This is a genomic window from Peribacillus sp. B65 (assembly GCF_058513295.1).
Map to the genome: position 1 here is coordinate 2,479,079 of NZ_CP195840.1, position 14,934 is coordinate 2,494,012.

The following is a 14,934-nucleotide window of genomic DNA, read 5'->3' on the forward strand; positions in this document are numbered from 1 at the left end:
GTTGAAGACTAGTATCATCATTATCGATGACCATCAGCTTTTCCGTGAAGGCGTAAAGCGCATATTAGATTTTGAATCATCCTTTGATGTTGTTGCCGAGGGTGATGACGGAAGCGAAGCTATGGATCTCGTTGAAACACATAAACCTGATGTTGTTATCATGGATATCAACATGCCGAACATGAATGGGGTCGAAGCGACAAAAATGCTCGTGAACCGTTACCCTGAAACAAAAGTCATCATCCTTTCCATTCATGATGATGAAAACTACGTACAGCACGCATTGAAAACAGGAGCACAAGGCTATCTGTTGAAAGAAATGGACGCGGATGCGTTGATTGATGCTGTGCGTGTAGTAGCTGAAGGTGGATCATACCTTCATCCGAAGGTGACCCATAACTTGGTTAAGGAATATCGCCGATTGGCAGCTGAAGAGGGTGCTGATCGTGATTCCGTACATACAATAGAAATCAGGAGGCCGCTTCACCTATTGACTCGACGCGAATGTGAAGTGCTCCAACTTTTAGCGGATGGTAAAAGCAACCGTGCCATCGGTGAAACTCTTTATATCAGTGAAAAAACAGTCAAGAACCATGTAAGTAACATTCTTCAGAAGATGAATGTGAATGACCGTACACAAGCGGTTGTCCTAGCTATCAAAAACGGCTGGGTAGAAGTGAAGTAATTAAAACGATCGATAAGTCCGGCTCTTCAGATTCCGCAATGCGTGCTGAAGGGCTGGATTTTTTTGTAGGAAGGATGACTAACTGGATTCATATTTTTGGTAATGGAGAAAGCAATTTAATGCAAAAAAAGGCATTTTCAGATAGAATGGTGAGTATGATATGAAGTAAATTTTTATAAGGATGGTACTATTATGAAAACCGCAGTCGTAACAGATAGCACTGCATATATACCTGAGGAAATACGTGATCGTTTACATATACATATGATGCCGCTTAATGTCATTTTTTCCAATGAAGCTTACCGGGAGGAAGTTGATATCACTGCGGATGAGTTTTATGAGGAAGTAAAGAGGCAGGAGAAATTGCCAACCACTTCACAGCCTCCAATAGGGAAGTTTGTCGAGAAGTTCGAGGAGCTGCAAAAAGACTATGATGATGTTATTTCCATTCATTTATCGAGCGGCATCAGCGGAACGTTTCAAGGAGCGGTATCGGCGGGTGAAATGGTCGATGGAATTAAGGTTCATGCCTTTGATTCGGAGATCAGCTGCATGGTACAGGGGTTTTATGTGATCGAGGCGGCAAAGATGGCACTTGATGGTAAAAGTGCAGAAGAAATCATGGCCAGGCTTGAAGAGATGAAGCCATCGGTCAGGGCATACTTCATGGCAGATGACCTTTCCCATCTGCAGCGCGGGGGACGCTTAAGCAGTGCCCAAGCATTGATTGGCAGTTTGCTTCAAGTGAAGCCGGTTCTCCATTTTGTTGATAAGGTCATCGTCCCATTCGAAAAAATCCGTACAAGAAAAAAAGCGATGAAACGGATTGCCGATTTGCTTGGAGAAGACGCGGCGAGCGGCGAGAAATATAAAGCCGTCATCATTCATGCAAAACGGGAAAGTGAAGCTAAAGACTGGAAAGAGGAACTTGAAGCCCGGTTCCCGAATGTCGAGTTCGACATCAGCTACTTCGGTCCAGTAATCGGAACGCATCTGGGCGAAGGCTCGATGGGGATGGGCTGGTATAAAATTTAAGCTATTTAACGCCTTTCCTAAGTGGAAGGTGTTTTTTTTATGAAGCAAAAGGGAATTCGGGAGTAAAAAGCGAATGATAAGGAGGAGCGTGATATATCAAGAAAAGGAGGTTGCAGTTTGGAAAAAATGAGCATTTCCCCGCCATATTCCCCGGAACTTCAGAACCATCTCACCGGAAAACATCTTTTGGCATTCGAAATCCCCTTCTCTCAAGAACTCCTCGCAGAGCACCTCAAGAATGGGTATGTCTCAGAAACTTGCGGCGTGCAATACGGTAACGGCAGTTATCACTGTGTACGCTGCGGTAACAAAGATCAAACTTTGTTTTATACATTCCCTTGCAAGATTTGCGATCAAGATTGCACTTACTGCCGCTCATGCATCATGATGGGACGGGTCAGTGAATGTGCAAAACTATTTAGGTGGACCGGACCCGGCATTCAGTTTCAGATTCCTGACATAGTGATGAGCTGGGAAGGCACTTTATCGGAAGGTCAACAAACTGCCTCCGACCTTGTCGTTGAAGCTGTAAACGGAAAAGGTGAACTCCTGGTATGGGCTGTATGCGGGGCAGGAAAGACGGAGGTCCTATTCCCGGCGATTGAGGCAGCATTGCATGCCGGGAAACGGATTTGTTTGGCAACACCCCGGACCGATGTCGTTCTCGAACTATCCCCTAGGTTAAAAAAAGCCTTTCCTGCCATTGAGGTCGCGACCCTCTATGCCGGCAGTGGCGATCGACATGGATTTTCGCCACTAACCGTTTCCACGACACATCAGCTTTTCCGTTTTATTGAAGCTTTCGATGTCATCATCGTTGATGAAGTCGATGCGTTTCCCTACTCAATTGATGATTCGCTGCATTATGCGGTCAATAAATCAAAAAAGGTTTCTGCGGCAACCATCTACTTGACCGCCACACCTTCGAAACGGATGCAGCGGCTATACCGCAGCGGCAAATTGAAAGCCGTCATAATACCGGCCCGTTATCATCGTCAGCCAATCCCTGTCCCTGAAATGAAGTGGAGCGGCAATTGGCAAAAAATATTTCTTCAAAAAAAGATTCCCCCAGCAATCATCGGATGGGTAAGTGAACGCCTTGAGCAGAACATCCCCTTCCTCTTGTTTTTTCCAAGCATTGAAGTGATGGAGCAGGTCATTCCGCTGTTTCAAATGCTGTCCCCAAAATTATCGATTGTCCACTCCCGGCACCCTGATCGAAAGGAAATAGTAATGGCACTAAGGAATGGCTTGGTTCCAGGATTACTGACCACGACCATACTGGAACGTGGCGTGACTATTGAGCGGTTGGAGGTAGCCGTGATCGGTGCTGAACATGAAGTGTTTTCTGATAGTGCTCTCGTTCAGATTGCTGGAAGGGTAGGGAGAAGCTTTGCTAATCCTGCAGGGACGATCACCTTTTTTCATTACGGTAAAAGTAAAGCGATGGTCGAGGCGGTTCACCATATTCAAATGATGAATAAAGATGCCAAGATAAGAGGGCTGCTCTATGAATAGATGTCTTGTTTGTGATGAAGGAATGAAGCAGGCATTGACCTGGAGGAGCTTGCTTAAGCAGGCCGAGGCAAGAGCAATCTGCACAAGATGTGAGGGGAAGCTTAATAGGATTACCGGAGAAACATGTACAATGTGTTCAAGGGAGCTTGGTGGGGTTCATATTACCGGTGACCTCTGTCTGGATTGTTCAAGATGGGAAAGGAATAAGGAATGGAGCGGCTATTTGTCGAAGAACATATCGCTATTTCATTATAATGAATACTTAAAAGATATTATTGCTAAATATAAGTACCGTGGGGATTATGCATTAGCTGAGGTTTTCGTCCCTTTTTTGAAAGAAAGGTTAAAGGACATGGAGTTTGACCTGGTAACGGTCATCCCGCTTAGCCATGAACGGCTTACGGAACGTGGATTCAACCAGGTACAGGCCTTGGCAGACCTTCTTGGAATTCATACGGTTGAGATCTTGACAAGAATCCATACGGAAAAACAATCAAAAAAATCACGTCAAGAGAGGATGTCATTACCGCAGGTTTTTCAGGTCATGCAGTTAGATTTGCTGGAGCATAAATCAATTTTGATCATCGATGACATTTACACGACAGGCACAACTCTCAGGCATGCAGCAAAGGCATTGAAAACGGCTGGGGCCAAAGAAGTATCATCCATCACCCTGGCTAGGTGAAAAAGCTTATTTTAATAAAACATCCTAAAGTATCGCAGGTATTATTCGATATATACAGTACTGAAGAATATCGCTGTGATGGTGAAGGAGGGGCCTCGATGGAAGTATTCAACTGTCCAAGCTGTAATTCGTTATTCGTTATGACGAAATTCCGTGATGTATGCGATGCCTGTTATAAAGAAGAAGAAGACCAATATGATAAAGTGTATGCATATATTCGCAAGAAAATAAATAGAACGGCGTCCATGATGCAGGTGGTTAAGGACACCGGCGTTGAAGATACGTTAATTATTAAATTTGTGAGAACAGGAAAGCTGAGAATTTCGCAGTTTCCCAATCTAGGAATTCCATGTGAAAAGTGTGGCGCTAACATCAAGAGCGGAAGGCTATGCGGCAAATGCAGCGATTCAATGCGTACGGATTTGCAGGCATTTGAATATGAGGAAAAGCGCCTGACTGAAATTCAAGGAAATGATAAAAAAAATACGTACTATATGAAGGATGATCAAAAAGGATAAATCATGGAAACATGATGCAGTATTTGTTAAAATATTCGATATTGAGAACAAGATTCGACAATGGGTGTCGAAGGAAAGATTACAAGAAACAATTAAAGAAATCCATTCCTTGTCGATAATAACGATAGGGAGAATAACACAGTCCAGAGCCATTTCATGTGTTAAGGAATCGAAACATAATGGGATTTATAAAATCGACCGAAGGAGAGGATCTGGAATATGAAAATCAATAACGTCGGTATGACAGGTGTTAACCCTTATAATCTTCAAGCCAATAAAACGGGGAATATCAAGGAATCCAAGGTCAAATCCTCGGATAAAGTTGAAATTTCTTCAGCGGCAAAAGAAATGCAGCAATCGTCACCGATTCTTGCTGCAAGACAAGCAAGAGTGGATGAACTGAAAATCCAAGTTGAAAAAGGAAATTATAAATTGAATGCACAAGCAACGGCTAAGGGTCTCATCGATTTTTACCGGAAATGAATTTTTAATGAAAAAGCTTGAATGAAGAGGACGGAGCCATTTTCCGTCCTTCATTTATGAGTGAGGAGGCAGCAAAATGTCTGCACGGAACATCATCGGATCGCTTGAAAAATTGATCAAGCTTCATAAAAGCTTCAATCAATTGGCGATAAGAAAAACGGCCATTTTGAAAGCAAATGATACAGAGGCAATCACTGCCCTGCTAATTTCAGAACAAAAACATATTAAAGCGATCAGTCAGACGGATAAGGAAAGAGAAAGGGCAGTCGAGGAATTTCTTGCAGCCAATGGAACGGCGGGACAGCCTGCCTCCATCCATACCGTAACGGAATTGACAGGATCTAAAGAAACGGAAATCCTTGAAAGGCTAAAAGCGGAATTGATTGATGAAGTGACAACGCTGAAGGAGCGAAACAGTTTAAATCAGCAATTGATCTATCAGTCCCTTCAATTCATCAATGTCTCATTGGATATGCTGAGGCCGCAGCACCAGAACCTGAATTACGGGGATTCGGTTAAGAAAACGGCCAAAATCGGCATGGGAATGTTTGATTCCAAAGCTTAATAAGCAGAAAAAAGATGGAGGTGCGAGCAAATGATTTCAACCTTTATGGGTCTTGAGACTGCCAAACGCGGATTATCCACCTCTCAAGGGGCATTGTATACAACAGGAAATAACGTGGCCAATGCCAATACATTAGGATATTCAAGACAGCGGGTCAATCTGGTCCAGACGTCGGGCTTTCCTACTGTCGGTTTGAACAGCCCGCGCGTTGCCGGCCAAATCGGGACAGGGGTGGCAGCTGAAACGGTTCAGCGGATCCGGGACAGTTTCCTGGACGCACAATACAGGACACAAAGTAATAAAATCGGTTATTACGGGGCCATGAGCGAATCCTTGACGAAAATGGAAGGCGTCATGAACGAGCCGACCGACAGCGGATTAGCCGCTACGATGGAGAAGTTCTGGAACTCGCTGCAGGGGCTGACGGCGAATACGGAAAACTCCGGGGCGCGTGAGGTCGTTGCCTCGACGGGCGTCATGGTCGCGGATACCCTAAATTACTACTATAACTCGCTTACGAACGTTCAAACGGATATCGGCAATCAGATAAACGTCAAAGCGAACGAAATCAATACGCTCATCAGCAGTATTGACCAGCTAAACCAACAGATCAGCAAAGTGGAGCCTCATGGTTATATTCCCAATGACCTTTATGATAAACGTGATGTACTCGTAGACAATCTCTCACAGCTTGTCAGCATTAAAGTGAGCAATGTCATTCCGACGGATTACGGCAGAGCAAGCGATGTGGCCACAGGGCTATACAATATCGAATTGATGAAAGAAGACGGTTCGTCTTTTGTGCCGCCCATCAATCTAGTCAGTGTTAACCAAACCGGGATGGTGGGAACTTCGAAAGTTGAAGTTAGCCATGATAAAACGACAGGTATGGTGGATGGATTAAAGTTTGGTTCGAAAACATTGACGGATTACAATTTCTCGGGAGAACTATCCGGTCTGATCAAAAGCTTTGGCTATAAGAAGGCTGATGGCACGATCGCCGGCGCTTATCCTGATATGCTGAAAAAGCTCGATAATATGACGGCTGCTTTCGTGAATGAATTCAATGCCATCCATAAACAAGGCTATGCCCTGGGTGATGACAGCACTTCCACATTGAACTTCTTTAAACTCGAACCGGGTAAGAGTGCCGCCCAAAGCATCAAGGTGAATGGTGAAATCGTTAAGGATCCCACAAAAATTGCCGCAGGCGGTAAAAGTGGAGGGGCATCCGGTGATAATGAAAACGCCAAACTCCTGGCTGACCTTAAAAAGAAGGCGTTCAGTGAGTACTCGACTAAAGACCAAAACTCCGACGAATTGACGGGTAGCTTCGACACCTATTATTCCGGTATCATCGGAAAGCTTGGTGTGGATTCCCAAAGCGCCCAAAAGAACCTTTCCAACTCTGTCGTGCTTGCTGCCTCAGTCAATCAAAATAGGGAGTCAGTCAGTTCCGTATCCCTTGATGAAGAAATGACTGACATGATCAAATTCCAGCAGGCATACAACGCATCCGCAAGAATGATGACGATGATGGATGAAATGCTCGATAAAATCATAAACGGAATGGGTACAGTTGGCCGATGATAGGAGGAGACGAATATGCGGGTAACGCAATCGATGCTAACCAATAATATGCTGAGCAATTTAAGCAGCAGTTACGAAAAGATGTCCAGGCTGCAAGAGCAGGTTTCCTCTCAAAAGAAGTTCTCCAAGCCTTCCGATAACCCTGTTGCGGCCATGATGGGAATGGGGTACAGGACAAACCTCAATCAAATAGGGCAGTATCAAAGTAACATTGCCGAGGCGACCAATTGGATCGACAGCACGGATGATGCCATTACTGAAAGTGTTTCCGCCCTGCAGCGGATTCGTGAATTAACCGTTCAAGGCAGCAATGGCACGTATGAAGGGGAGCAACTTAAAACAATTACTGAAGAAATTAAACAATTAAAAGAACATCTCATAACTCTTGGCGACACACAGATTGGCGGGAAGTATATCTTTAACGGCCAGGATACGAATGTGAGACCGTCGTCCGTTAAAGATGGGAATGGAAATACCGTGTATGGCACAGGGGACATAAACCTTGAAGTTTTTTCGGGGATTTCCCTTAAAATCAATACGGACGGTTCCAAGATTTTTGGTGATGCACTAGCTGCCGGCGGAAGCATCGACCAGACAATTGAGGCACTCGAAAACGGCGGGGACGTGAGCGGCACACTGGAAGGACTTGACGCAACGATAAATACTTTCTTAGGCATGCAGGCACAGGTTGGCGCAAGGCAGAATCGGATTGAGCTGATGACGGACCGTCTCAAGCAGCAGGAGGTTTTTGCCACTGAAATCCTTTCGAAAAATGAGGATGTCGATATCGAAAAGGCGATCATGGATTTGACGACCCAGGAAAGTGTCCATAGTGCTGCTTTAAGCATCGGAGCAAAGATCATGCAGCCGAGTTTATTGGATTTTCTTCGCTAAGCTATTCTTAAATGGATAGCTTTTTTCTATAAGGAGTGTTGATGATGCAGATTCCGCAAATTAGATTGCAAACCACCCCAATGAAGATTGGAGTGAATATAGAACAGCCTGTACAGCAGATCGAACAGAAGGCTGCGGTCCAATCGATCAAACAGCCGCAAGCGATCCTCGAGATTCAAACGACCACGGGTAAGCTGACGATCGATCAGTCACAAGCAAGGGAAGACATGGATTTGAAAAGCCTCTCAGTAAGAGTCGATGAATTTGCGGAGCAGGGATATCAGGATTGGCTGGCGGGTATGGCAATACGTGCCCAGCAGGGAACTGAGCTGAGGCATATTGAAAAAGGCGGTAATCCACTCGCTGAACAGGCCAGGCAAAACAGCAAAGGACCTGAGAAGAGATTCAATCTCGGCTGGATTCCCTCTCCATTCAGCGTGAAGCTTGACTACCAGCCAGCGGAAGTGAAGATTGAAGCAACCGCACAAAAACCGATCATTGATGCTCAAATCAATAGGGTTAACCATACATACACACCAGGTAGTGTAAATGTCGAAATTATACAAAAAAATGCGCTGGATATAGATTTCATCAATTTAAATCCGGATGAGATAAGGTAGTGAAAACATAGATGATTCTACAAACAAAATTTCATGGCGAACTCGAATTGGCTGAGAAAGAGATTTATGTATTTGAAAGCGGGATACCAGGATTTTTAGAAGAAAAACAGTTTTGCCTGCTAGCTTTGGATGACACGCCATTTTTCGTCCTGCAATCGACAGAAACAAAAGAGCTTGCTTTCATTGTGACGAATCCATTTGAGGTGTTTCCTGATTACGAAGTGAAGCTTACGGATGAAGTATTATCTTCTTTACAAATAGAAACGGAACTGGAAGTCATTACTTTCGTCATCTTAACGATCCAAGACCCTTTCAATGAAACGACGGCGAATCTCCAGGCACCCATCATCATAAACGGCCCTAAAAAAGTCGGAAAGCAATTCATCATGAACGCTAGTGAATACCGTACAAAGCACAAACTGTTTGAACCTCCAGCGGAACAGGGGGGGAAATGATGCTCGTTTTGACCAGAAAACCAAATGAAGCAATCATGATTGGCGATGATATCGAAATTACGATCCTGTCCGTCGAGGGGGAACAGATCAAACTGGGGATCAATGCCCCTAAAAACGTCGATATCCATAGGAAGGAAATCTACCTGTCCATTCAGCAGGAAAATAGAAAAGCCTCTAAAACAGAAACTATTTTTCTGGAAGGTATAAATGAGTATTTCAAGAAAAAATCGTAAAATCCGCTAAATATGTTTCCATGCAGGTCGATATTAAGTATACAACGATGGGCAGTGAAATAGGCGGCCGACTTAGTCACTGCCCATCGTAAACAACCACATGGACGTGGGGACTTAAGACTCAAGGAGGAAACAAAAATGATTATCAATCACAATATCTCAGCTCTAAACACGCACCGTCAATTATCAAGTGCAACGAATGCACAATCAAAATCAATGGAGAAACTAGCATCGGGCATGCGCATCAACCGTGCAGGCGATGACGCAGCCGGTCTAGCAATCTCTGAAAAAATGCGTGGACAAATCCGCGGATTGGACCAAGCTTCCCGTAACTCACAGGATGCCATCTCATTGATCCAAACTGCTGAAGGTGCATTAAACGAAACGACTGACATTCTTCAACGTATGCGTGAACTTGCTACACAAGCATCAACGGATACTAATACAACTAGTGACCGTGGAGAAATACAAAAGGAAATGGATTCATTAACATCTGAAATCAACCGTATCGGTAATACTACTGAATTCAATACTCAGAAACTATTGAATGGTTCTAAGGATTCTGATACAAAACTTTCTACTGCTAGCTTGACTGGTTCAGGGGCGGCAGGTGCTGTTACAACTGGCGGTACATTAAGTCTTAAAATCGATGGGAAAGATGTGGATGTTACAATCGGAGATGGTGATGCAGCTGCTGATATAGTGACTGCTATTAATACTGCAGCAAATACTGCACTTGGAACAACTGGTGAAGAGTATGCGTCCCTTGATGGTGATGGTGCTTTAAAGCTTGATACCTTAACTGCTGGCGCTAAAGGTTCCGTTGAAATAGTTGGTGCATCTGCTGGTACTGCTTTAGCTGATTTAAAAATAAGTAGTTCTTCTTCTACGGGTACTGATGCTGGCGCAGGTCTTCAATTCCAAATCGGTGCAAATGAAAACCAAAGTCTGACACTTGAAATCGGTGACATGCGTGCTAGTAATCTAGGATTAACTGGTATTGGTGATGGATTCACTGCAACTACAAATGTAAGCAATGGTACAGATTCTAAAGGCGTTGAATCCGGTCTGGATGTTTCTAATGCTAAAAATGCATCTGCAGCAATCACAGTTATTCAATCTGCAATTGACACTGTATCAGCTGAACGTTCTAAACTAGGTGCTAACCAAAACCGATTAGAGCATACGATCAACAACTTAGGAACTTCTTCTGAAAACCTGACTGCTGCTGAATCACGTGTTCGTGATACAGATATGGCTAAGACTATGATGGAGCAAACTAAAAACTCTATCTTGGCGCAAGCATCTCAAGCAATGCTAGCTCAAGCAAATTCCGCACCTCAAGGAGTTTTACAACTTCTGAGGTAAATTTGAAGGGCGTTTTATCCAGTAATGGATAAAATTATGACTGGGTGAATTGCTGGAACTTCCTAAAGCTGCATCAACCACAACGTAACTGGAAACGGTAAGCGTGATGGTCTGAAAATGATGGAGATGACATAATGGATAATCAGCAGCCAAGCTCCTTTGAGGAAACTCTGGAGAAGGTTCAACGACTAGGATATACAGTCTAAGGTGAAAGCTATGGCAATGAAATCCGTAGGGTGGCAAAAGCCATTCGAAGTGCCCAGCCCCTTATAAGATAAGGGTGAAGATATAGTCTGTTCTATGATCGAAAGACATAGTCGCAAAGCAAGCGAACCAACAACCACAAGGAGTTTTACAACTTCTTCGTTAATTTTAGATTACCTGAAAGAGACTCTAGTTTTACTAGAGTCTCTTTTTTTATCGAAAAATATAAAGGATCGGTTAGATTAACATTATTTAGCTCCAAAATACTATCACGTTTTGGCGTTAGTTTAGTTTTTTTATTTCTTGCCATTTATAAGTAACGGACCAATAACTTCTTTTTAGCATCTTTGCAATTTCATTTGTTGTATAACCATTTTCTTTAAGTTGTCTTAGTAATTTAATTTCATCTGGAGAATAGGGTTTAGAGCGATCTGAACTGCTGGTAAGAATCGTGTAATCAGGATACTTAGATTTCCACCTGAGTATTTCTTTTTGATTTCGGAATTCCCAAGAGGTTTTATATAACATGGAAGAACAAGTTTTTGCTACAGGTTCGATTAGTTCGAGGAAACGAAAAGTTTCTTTAACAGAAGTAGTTTTTAGAATATATCCATATCCATCTTTACGAGAGCTCAGCTTTAAGGATAAATGATATGTGGTAAATATATGTTCCTTTAGTTTCTCTAATTCGTCTTTAGGATAACATTGAAGGTAAAGGTAAATATGCGGTGTGAGGTAAATAATTTTTTTATTATGATTTACCCTGTATGAGATGCTTAAAGAGCCATCATCCATGTATAGAATAGTTAGGAAATGTGGTAAAATGCAATGTTTCAATAATGTGAAGGGGAGATGTTTAGTTCCATCATCACTGTAAAAGTGTAGGAATAAATTGGTGAATAATTCTAAAGAAGCGGAACGGACACATTGGCTTGCCGGAGTGATATATAATAATCCATCAAAAAAGGAAATTTTCCATTTTCGATAATCTCCCTGAGATGTGCCGTAGTGCTCCCGGTAGCTGTTGTTCTTTCTCCTGCTATTTTTATAAATTTTCGTGATTTCACCGTCACTTATAATGCTGGCATATAATATATTTTTCTGGATTTCAGTAAGATTAATTATGAAAACCTCCTTATATAAGAGTGTAAGCTCATCTTCTTAATCCCATTTTATAATGTTATCCCCTCCGATAGCGAATGTTTGTTCTCTATTTAATAATAAATCCTTTGTATGTACACTGTAAAGTTCCATTTCGGAACCGATATAAAAAGTAAAGATATCATATTGGGGGCTATTTAGATGCTGGAGAGTTTGTCCACAAATATCCTTTCCTCACAACTTAGAACAGCAATCTCGGAAGGAATCAGTTCATTTTATCAGCGGGAAATGAATACGCTAGCCTATTCGGAGCAAAGTGGGGAATCTACTTATGTGCCTTCAAAAGAAAAGATGCAGGAAGTGGTGGATAGTTTAAACACCTTCCTTAATCCAACACATACGGCGGTTCGTTTTGAATATCATGAGAAGCTGAATGAGTACTATGTCAAGGTAGTGGATGATGTAACGGATGAGACGATCAGGGAAATTCCCCCGAAGAAGTTATTGGACTTCTATGCGGCAATGACGGAGTTTGTCGGCATAATGGTGGATGAAAAAATATAAGCGGGTGATCAATTTTGGTACGAATCAGTGGTTTAGCAAGCGGGATGGACATTGATGAATTAGTTAAGAGCATGATGCAGGCAGAACGGGTGCCATTGGATAAACTGACACAGAAAAAGCAGTATTCCGAGTGGCAGCGGGATGATTACCGTTCGATAAATACAGCTTTATCAGAATTGGATACGCTCATTCGTGATGGAATTGGGAAGCAGTCTTCCTTCATTAAAAAGAAGGTGACGTTATCGAATCCAGATGCTGTATCAGTGAGAAATGTGAATTCGACCAGTGATTTTTCCGGGAATATAAAAGTGAATGGACTTGCCAAGGCAGCAACCATGACAAGTACAGAAAAATCAGCTGTTACCGACCCCAAAAAGAAACTATCGGAATTGGGAATCACGACTCCTCAAGATATTACGATACTGTCCATCAATAAGGATGGCGGTTTTGATACGGAAGTAAAAGATGGCGCAACAGTGGAAAAACCGTATACTCTTACCCTTGATGCGGACGATACGTTAGAAAGTGTCATAAATAAAATTAATGCAAACTCGGGAGTGACTCTATTTTTCGATGAAACGTCCCAGAAGTTTTCCATCACTGCTAAAAATACAGGTGATATAAAAGATCGGCCTGAAATTGAGTTAGGGAGTACCGGAGATTTCTTCAATGTGCTAAAAATGAGCAGTAACAATGAAGGAACTGGCGGCACAATAGGGGAAAATGCATCGATTACTTATAATGGCCTGGACATTTCCCGGCCTTCGAATACGTTTCAGATTAATGGAGCGGAAATAACGGTAAAGCAAAAAACGACGGATACAGTCACATTCTCATCAACAGCTGATGTGGATGCCATCCTGGACACGATCACTCAGTTTGTGAATACATACAATGATGTCATTAAAAAGGTTCAAGATAAAACGGGTGAAGCTAAATATCGCTCCTTTACCCCGCTTACCTCTGAGCAAAAGAAGGCAATGACCGAGGATGAAGTGAAGCTGTGGGAAGAAAAAGCGAAGAGCGGAACGTTAAAAAGCGATTCGACGTTAAAAAGCCTCCTGATCACAATGAGGTCATCCCTATACACCTCGGTGGATGGGATCACAGGAAAAAACAATCTCAGCAGTTTGGGGATCACCACCACCAAAAATTATTTGGAGGGCGGTAAATTAACGATTGATGAGGACAAGCTCCGGGCAGCCATTAGTGAGGATCCGAATGCGATTTATGATATGTTCATGGCCAATGGGCCAGAAAAGAGCGACAAAGGTCTCGCGCGCCGGTTAAGGGATGATATAGAATCATCAATGAAGGCGATTACTGAAAAGGCCGGAAAGGCCGGATTTGTTAATAACAATTTTACAATCGGAAAATTGGTTGATGGGCTGGATAAGAAGATTTCAACATTTGAGGCAAAGCTAACGAAATTGGAATCGCGCTATTACAACCAGTTCACGGCGATGGAAAAAGCGATTCAAAAGGCAAACAGCCAAAGTGCATCGTTAGCTTCTTATTTTAGTTAAGGTAAGTCGGAAAGGAAGTTAAATATGGCAATAAATAATCCTTATCAATCGTATCAGCAAAATTCAGTCAACACAGCATCCCCGGGAGAGCTTACATTACTGCTTTATAATGGCTGTTTGAAGTTCATCATGCTTGGGAAGAAGGCCATTGAAGCAGGAAATATCGAAGCGAAGAATACGAACATCATCAAGGCGCAAAATATCATCCGCGAATTGATGGTGACGCTGAATATGGATGCGGATGTATCCAAAGATATGATGAGTCTATATGATTTCATGAACCGGCGTCTGATAGAAGCGAATATGAAAAATGATGTTTCTGCCTTGGAAGAAGTGGAGGGCCTTGTTACTGAGTTCCGGAATACTTGGAAGGAAGTAATTCAAATCAATCGGAAAAAACAATTTACCCAAAGCGGTCAAGTGTAATGGTGATTAGGACCTTTCATGATTTGACTGTTGAATTACTTGCCGTTCTGGAAAATCACACGATTACAGAGCGTGATGATAAAATAGAAAGGATCACAAAGCTGATCGATCAGCGAGATGGACTTCTTTCTCGAATCAAACCGCCTTTTACTGCAGAAGAGCAGCAGCTGGGACGTGCAGCACTGTTGCTCAACCAAAAGGTCGATCACTTGCTGAAGCTCCAAAAGCAGGAGATAAAGCGGGATATCCAGGAAATAAACAAGAAGAAACGATCATCCAATAAATACACGAACCCGTATGAAAGTCTATCAGTGGATGGTGTGTTCTATGATAAAAGAAATTGATTACACGACCGTTTGGATTCCAAAAGGTTTTCATGTTAATTATTTTTAAATTTTCTGTAAATAAAATAGGCTTAATTTTTTCTTTATAGCATAGCATTTGATATAATGAAGCTAGGGCAG

At 42.6% G+C, this 14,934-nt stretch carries 18 protein-coding genes; 17 read left to right on the top strand and 1 reads right to left on the bottom strand.

Annotated elements, in window-relative coordinates; all coding sequences use genetic code 11:
- Nucleotide 1: 1 nt before the first annotated feature.
- The 13 genes from ACSR9O_RS12105 to ACSR9O_RS12165 all read left to right on the top strand — a co-directional run bounded on the left by ACSR9O_RS12105 (nt 2) and on the right by ACSR9O_RS12165 (nt 10,649).
- The gene (locus ACSR9O_RS12105; protein ID WP_101223770.1) at nt 2-685 is read left to right on the top strand and encodes a response regulator; all 684 of its coding nucleotides are present in this window, start codon (nt 2-4) and stop codon (nt 683-685) included.
- Nucleotides 686-877: 192 nt separating this feature from the next.
- Nucleotides 878-1,720: a DegV family protein gene (locus tag ACSR9O_RS12110; RefSeq protein ID WP_230176143.1), complete on the top strand. Its 843-nt coding sequence runs from the start codon at nt 878-880 to the stop codon at nt 1,718-1,720.
- 126 nt (nt 1,721-1,846) lie between these two features.
- Nucleotides 1,847-3,238: an ATP-dependent helicase ComFA gene (locus ACSR9O_RS12115; protein WP_491725464.1), complete on the top strand. Its 1,392-nt coding sequence runs from the start codon at nt 1,847-1,849 to the stop codon at nt 3,236-3,238.
- The gene (locus ACSR9O_RS12120; RefSeq protein ID WP_491724456.1) at nt 3,231-3,923 is read left to right on the top strand and encodes a ComFC family protein; all 693 of its coding nucleotides are present in this window, start codon (nt 3,231-3,233) and stop codon (nt 3,921-3,923) included. Before ACSR9O_RS12115 ends, ACSR9O_RS12120 begins: the two co-directional genes overlap by 8 nt.
- A 98-nt stretch (nt 3,924-4,021) precedes the next feature.
- The gene (locus tag ACSR9O_RS12125) at nt 4,022-4,441 is read left to right on the top strand and encodes a TIGR03826 family flagellar region protein (RefSeq protein WP_491724457.1); all 420 of its coding nucleotides are present in this window, start codon (nt 4,022-4,024) and stop codon (nt 4,439-4,441) included.
- Nucleotides 4,442-4,660: 219 nt separating this feature from the next.
- Nucleotides 4,661-4,924 carry a flagellar biosynthesis anti-sigma factor FlgM gene (gene flgM, locus ACSR9O_RS12130; RefSeq protein WP_230176146.1) on the top strand — a complete coding sequence of 88 codons (264 nt, stop codon included), beginning with the start codon at nt 4,661-4,663 and terminating at the stop codon, nt 4,922-4,924.
- A gap of 76 nt (nt 4,925-5,000) precedes the next feature.
- A complete protein-coding gene (locus ACSR9O_RS12135) occupies nt 5,001-5,489 on the top strand; it encodes a flagellar protein FlgN (RefSeq protein ID WP_491724458.1) in 489 nt (162 codons plus the stop codon).
- A gap of 30 nt (nt 5,490-5,519) precedes the next feature.
- Complete coding sequence (flgK, locus tag ACSR9O_RS12140; protein WP_230176148.1) at nt 5,520-7,079, top strand: flagellar hook-associated protein FlgK; 1,560 nt, start codon at nt 5,520-5,522, stop codon at nt 7,077-7,079.
- Between the two features lie 15 nt (nt 7,080-7,094).
- Nucleotides 7,095-7,973, top strand: coding sequence for a flagellar hook-associated protein FlgL (gene flgL, locus ACSR9O_RS12145; RefSeq protein WP_230176149.1), 879 nt, complete (start codon nt 7,095-7,097; stop codon nt 7,971-7,973).
- A 44-nt stretch (nt 7,974-8,017) separates the two neighbouring features.
- On the top strand, nt 8,018-8,593 hold the full coding sequence (locus ACSR9O_RS12150) for a DUF6470 family protein (protein ID WP_491724459.1): 576 nt from the start codon (nt 8,018-8,020) through the stop codon (nt 8,591-8,593).
- A gap of 11 nt (nt 8,594-8,604) precedes the next feature.
- Nucleotides 8,605-9,048, top strand: a complete 444-nt coding sequence (gene fliW, locus ACSR9O_RS12155; protein ID WP_230176150.1) for a flagellar assembly protein FliW — start codon at nt 8,605-8,607, stop codon at nt 9,046-9,048.
- Nucleotides 9,048-9,281: a carbon storage regulator CsrA gene (csrA, locus tag ACSR9O_RS12160; protein WP_260358761.1), complete on the top strand. Its 234-nt coding sequence runs from the start codon at nt 9,048-9,050 to the stop codon at nt 9,279-9,281. Before fliW ends, csrA begins: the two co-directional genes overlap by 1 nt.
- Nucleotides 9,282-9,419: 138 nt before the next feature.
- Nucleotides 9,420-10,649 (top strand): flagellin N-terminal helical domain-containing protein, encoded by a 1,230-nt coding sequence (locus tag ACSR9O_RS12165; RefSeq protein WP_101223758.1) that lies wholly within the window; start codon nt 9,420-9,422, stop codon nt 10,647-10,649.
- A gap of 486 nt (nt 10,650-11,135) precedes the next feature.
- On the opposite strand, the gene ACSR9O_RS12170 is transcribed toward ACSR9O_RS12165, so the two are convergent.
- Nucleotides 11,136-11,978: a DNA endonuclease gene (locus ACSR9O_RS12170; protein WP_491725465.1), complete on the bottom strand. Its 843-nt coding sequence runs from the start codon at nt 11,976-11,978 to the stop codon at nt 11,136-11,138.
- A 177-nt stretch (nt 11,979-12,155) separates the two neighbouring features.
- On the opposite strand from ACSR9O_RS12170, the gene flaG reads away from it, so the two are divergent.
- Genes flaG through fliT form a run of 4 tightly spaced genes read left to right on the top strand, consistent with a single transcriptional unit; the run spans nt 12,156 to nt 14,814 of the window.
- Nucleotides 12,156-12,518, top strand: coding sequence for a flagellar protein FlaG (flaG, locus tag ACSR9O_RS12175; protein ID WP_202190606.1), 363 nt, complete (start codon nt 12,156-12,158; stop codon nt 12,516-12,518).
- Between the two features lie 14 nt (nt 12,519-12,532).
- Nucleotides 12,533-14,044: a flagellar hook-associated protein 2 gene (locus tag ACSR9O_RS12180; RefSeq protein WP_491724460.1), complete on the top strand. Its 1,512-nt coding sequence runs from the start codon at nt 12,533-12,535 to the stop codon at nt 14,042-14,044.
- Between the two features lie 24 nt (nt 14,045-14,068).
- Nucleotides 14,069-14,470: a flagellar export chaperone FliS gene (fliS, locus tag ACSR9O_RS12185; RefSeq protein ID WP_101223755.1), complete on the top strand. Its 402-nt coding sequence runs from the start codon at nt 14,069-14,071 to the stop codon at nt 14,468-14,470.
- The gene (gene fliT / locus ACSR9O_RS12190) at nt 14,470-14,814 is read left to right on the top strand and encodes a flagellar protein FliT (protein ID WP_230176151.1); all 345 of its coding nucleotides are present in this window, start codon (nt 14,470-14,472) and stop codon (nt 14,812-14,814) included. The genes fliS and fliT overlap by 1 nt, the downstream gene beginning before the upstream one ends.
- Nucleotides 14,815-14,934: the final 120 nt, after the last annotated feature.

Coding starts and splice junctions, on each gene's coding strand:
- ACSR9O_RS12110 (WP_230176143.1), top strand. CDS start 878: ATGAAAACCGCAGTCGTAACAGATAGCACTGCATATATACCTGAGGAA.
- ACSR9O_RS12115 (WP_491725464.1), top strand. CDS start 1,847: ATGAGCATTTCCCCGCCATATTCCCCGGAACTTCAGAACCATCTCACC.
- ACSR9O_RS12120 (WP_491724456.1), top strand. CDS start 3,231: ATGAATAGATGTCTTGTTTGTGATGAAGGAATGAAGCAGGCATTGACC.
- ACSR9O_RS12125 (WP_491724457.1), top strand. CDS start 4,022: ATGGAAGTATTCAACTGTCCAAGCTGTAATTCGTTATTCGTTATGACG.
- flgM (WP_230176146.1), top strand. CDS start 4,661: ATGAAAATCAATAACGTCGGTATGACAGGTGTTAACCCTTATAATCTT.
- ACSR9O_RS12135 (WP_491724458.1), top strand. CDS start 5,001: ATGTCTGCACGGAACATCATCGGATCGCTTGAAAAATTGATCAAGCTT.
- flgK (WP_230176148.1), top strand. CDS start 5,520: ATGATTTCAACCTTTATGGGTCTTGAGACTGCCAAACGCGGATTATCC.
- flgL (WP_230176149.1), top strand. CDS start 7,095: ATGCGGGTAACGCAATCGATGCTAACCAATAATATGCTGAGCAATTTA.
- ACSR9O_RS12150 (WP_491724459.1), top strand. CDS start 8,018: ATGCAGATTCCGCAAATTAGATTGCAAACCACCCCAATGAAGATTGGA.
- fliW (WP_230176150.1), top strand. CDS start 8,605: ATGATTCTACAAACAAAATTTCATGGCGAACTCGAATTGGCTGAGAAA.
- csrA (WP_260358761.1), top strand. CDS start 9,048: ATGCTCGTTTTGACCAGAAAACCAAATGAAGCAATCATGATTGGCGAT.
- ACSR9O_RS12165 (WP_101223758.1), top strand. CDS start 9,420: ATGATTATCAATCACAATATCTCAGCTCTAAACACGCACCGTCAATTA.
- flaG (WP_202190606.1), top strand. CDS start 12,156: ATGCTGGAGAGTTTGTCCACAAATATCCTTTCCTCACAACTTAGAACA.
- fliS (WP_101223755.1), top strand. CDS start 14,069: ATGGCAATAAATAATCCTTATCAATCGTATCAGCAAAATTCAGTCAAC.
- fliT (WP_230176151.1), top strand. CDS start 14,470: ATGGTGATTAGGACCTTTCATGATTTGACTGTTGAATTACTTGCCGTT.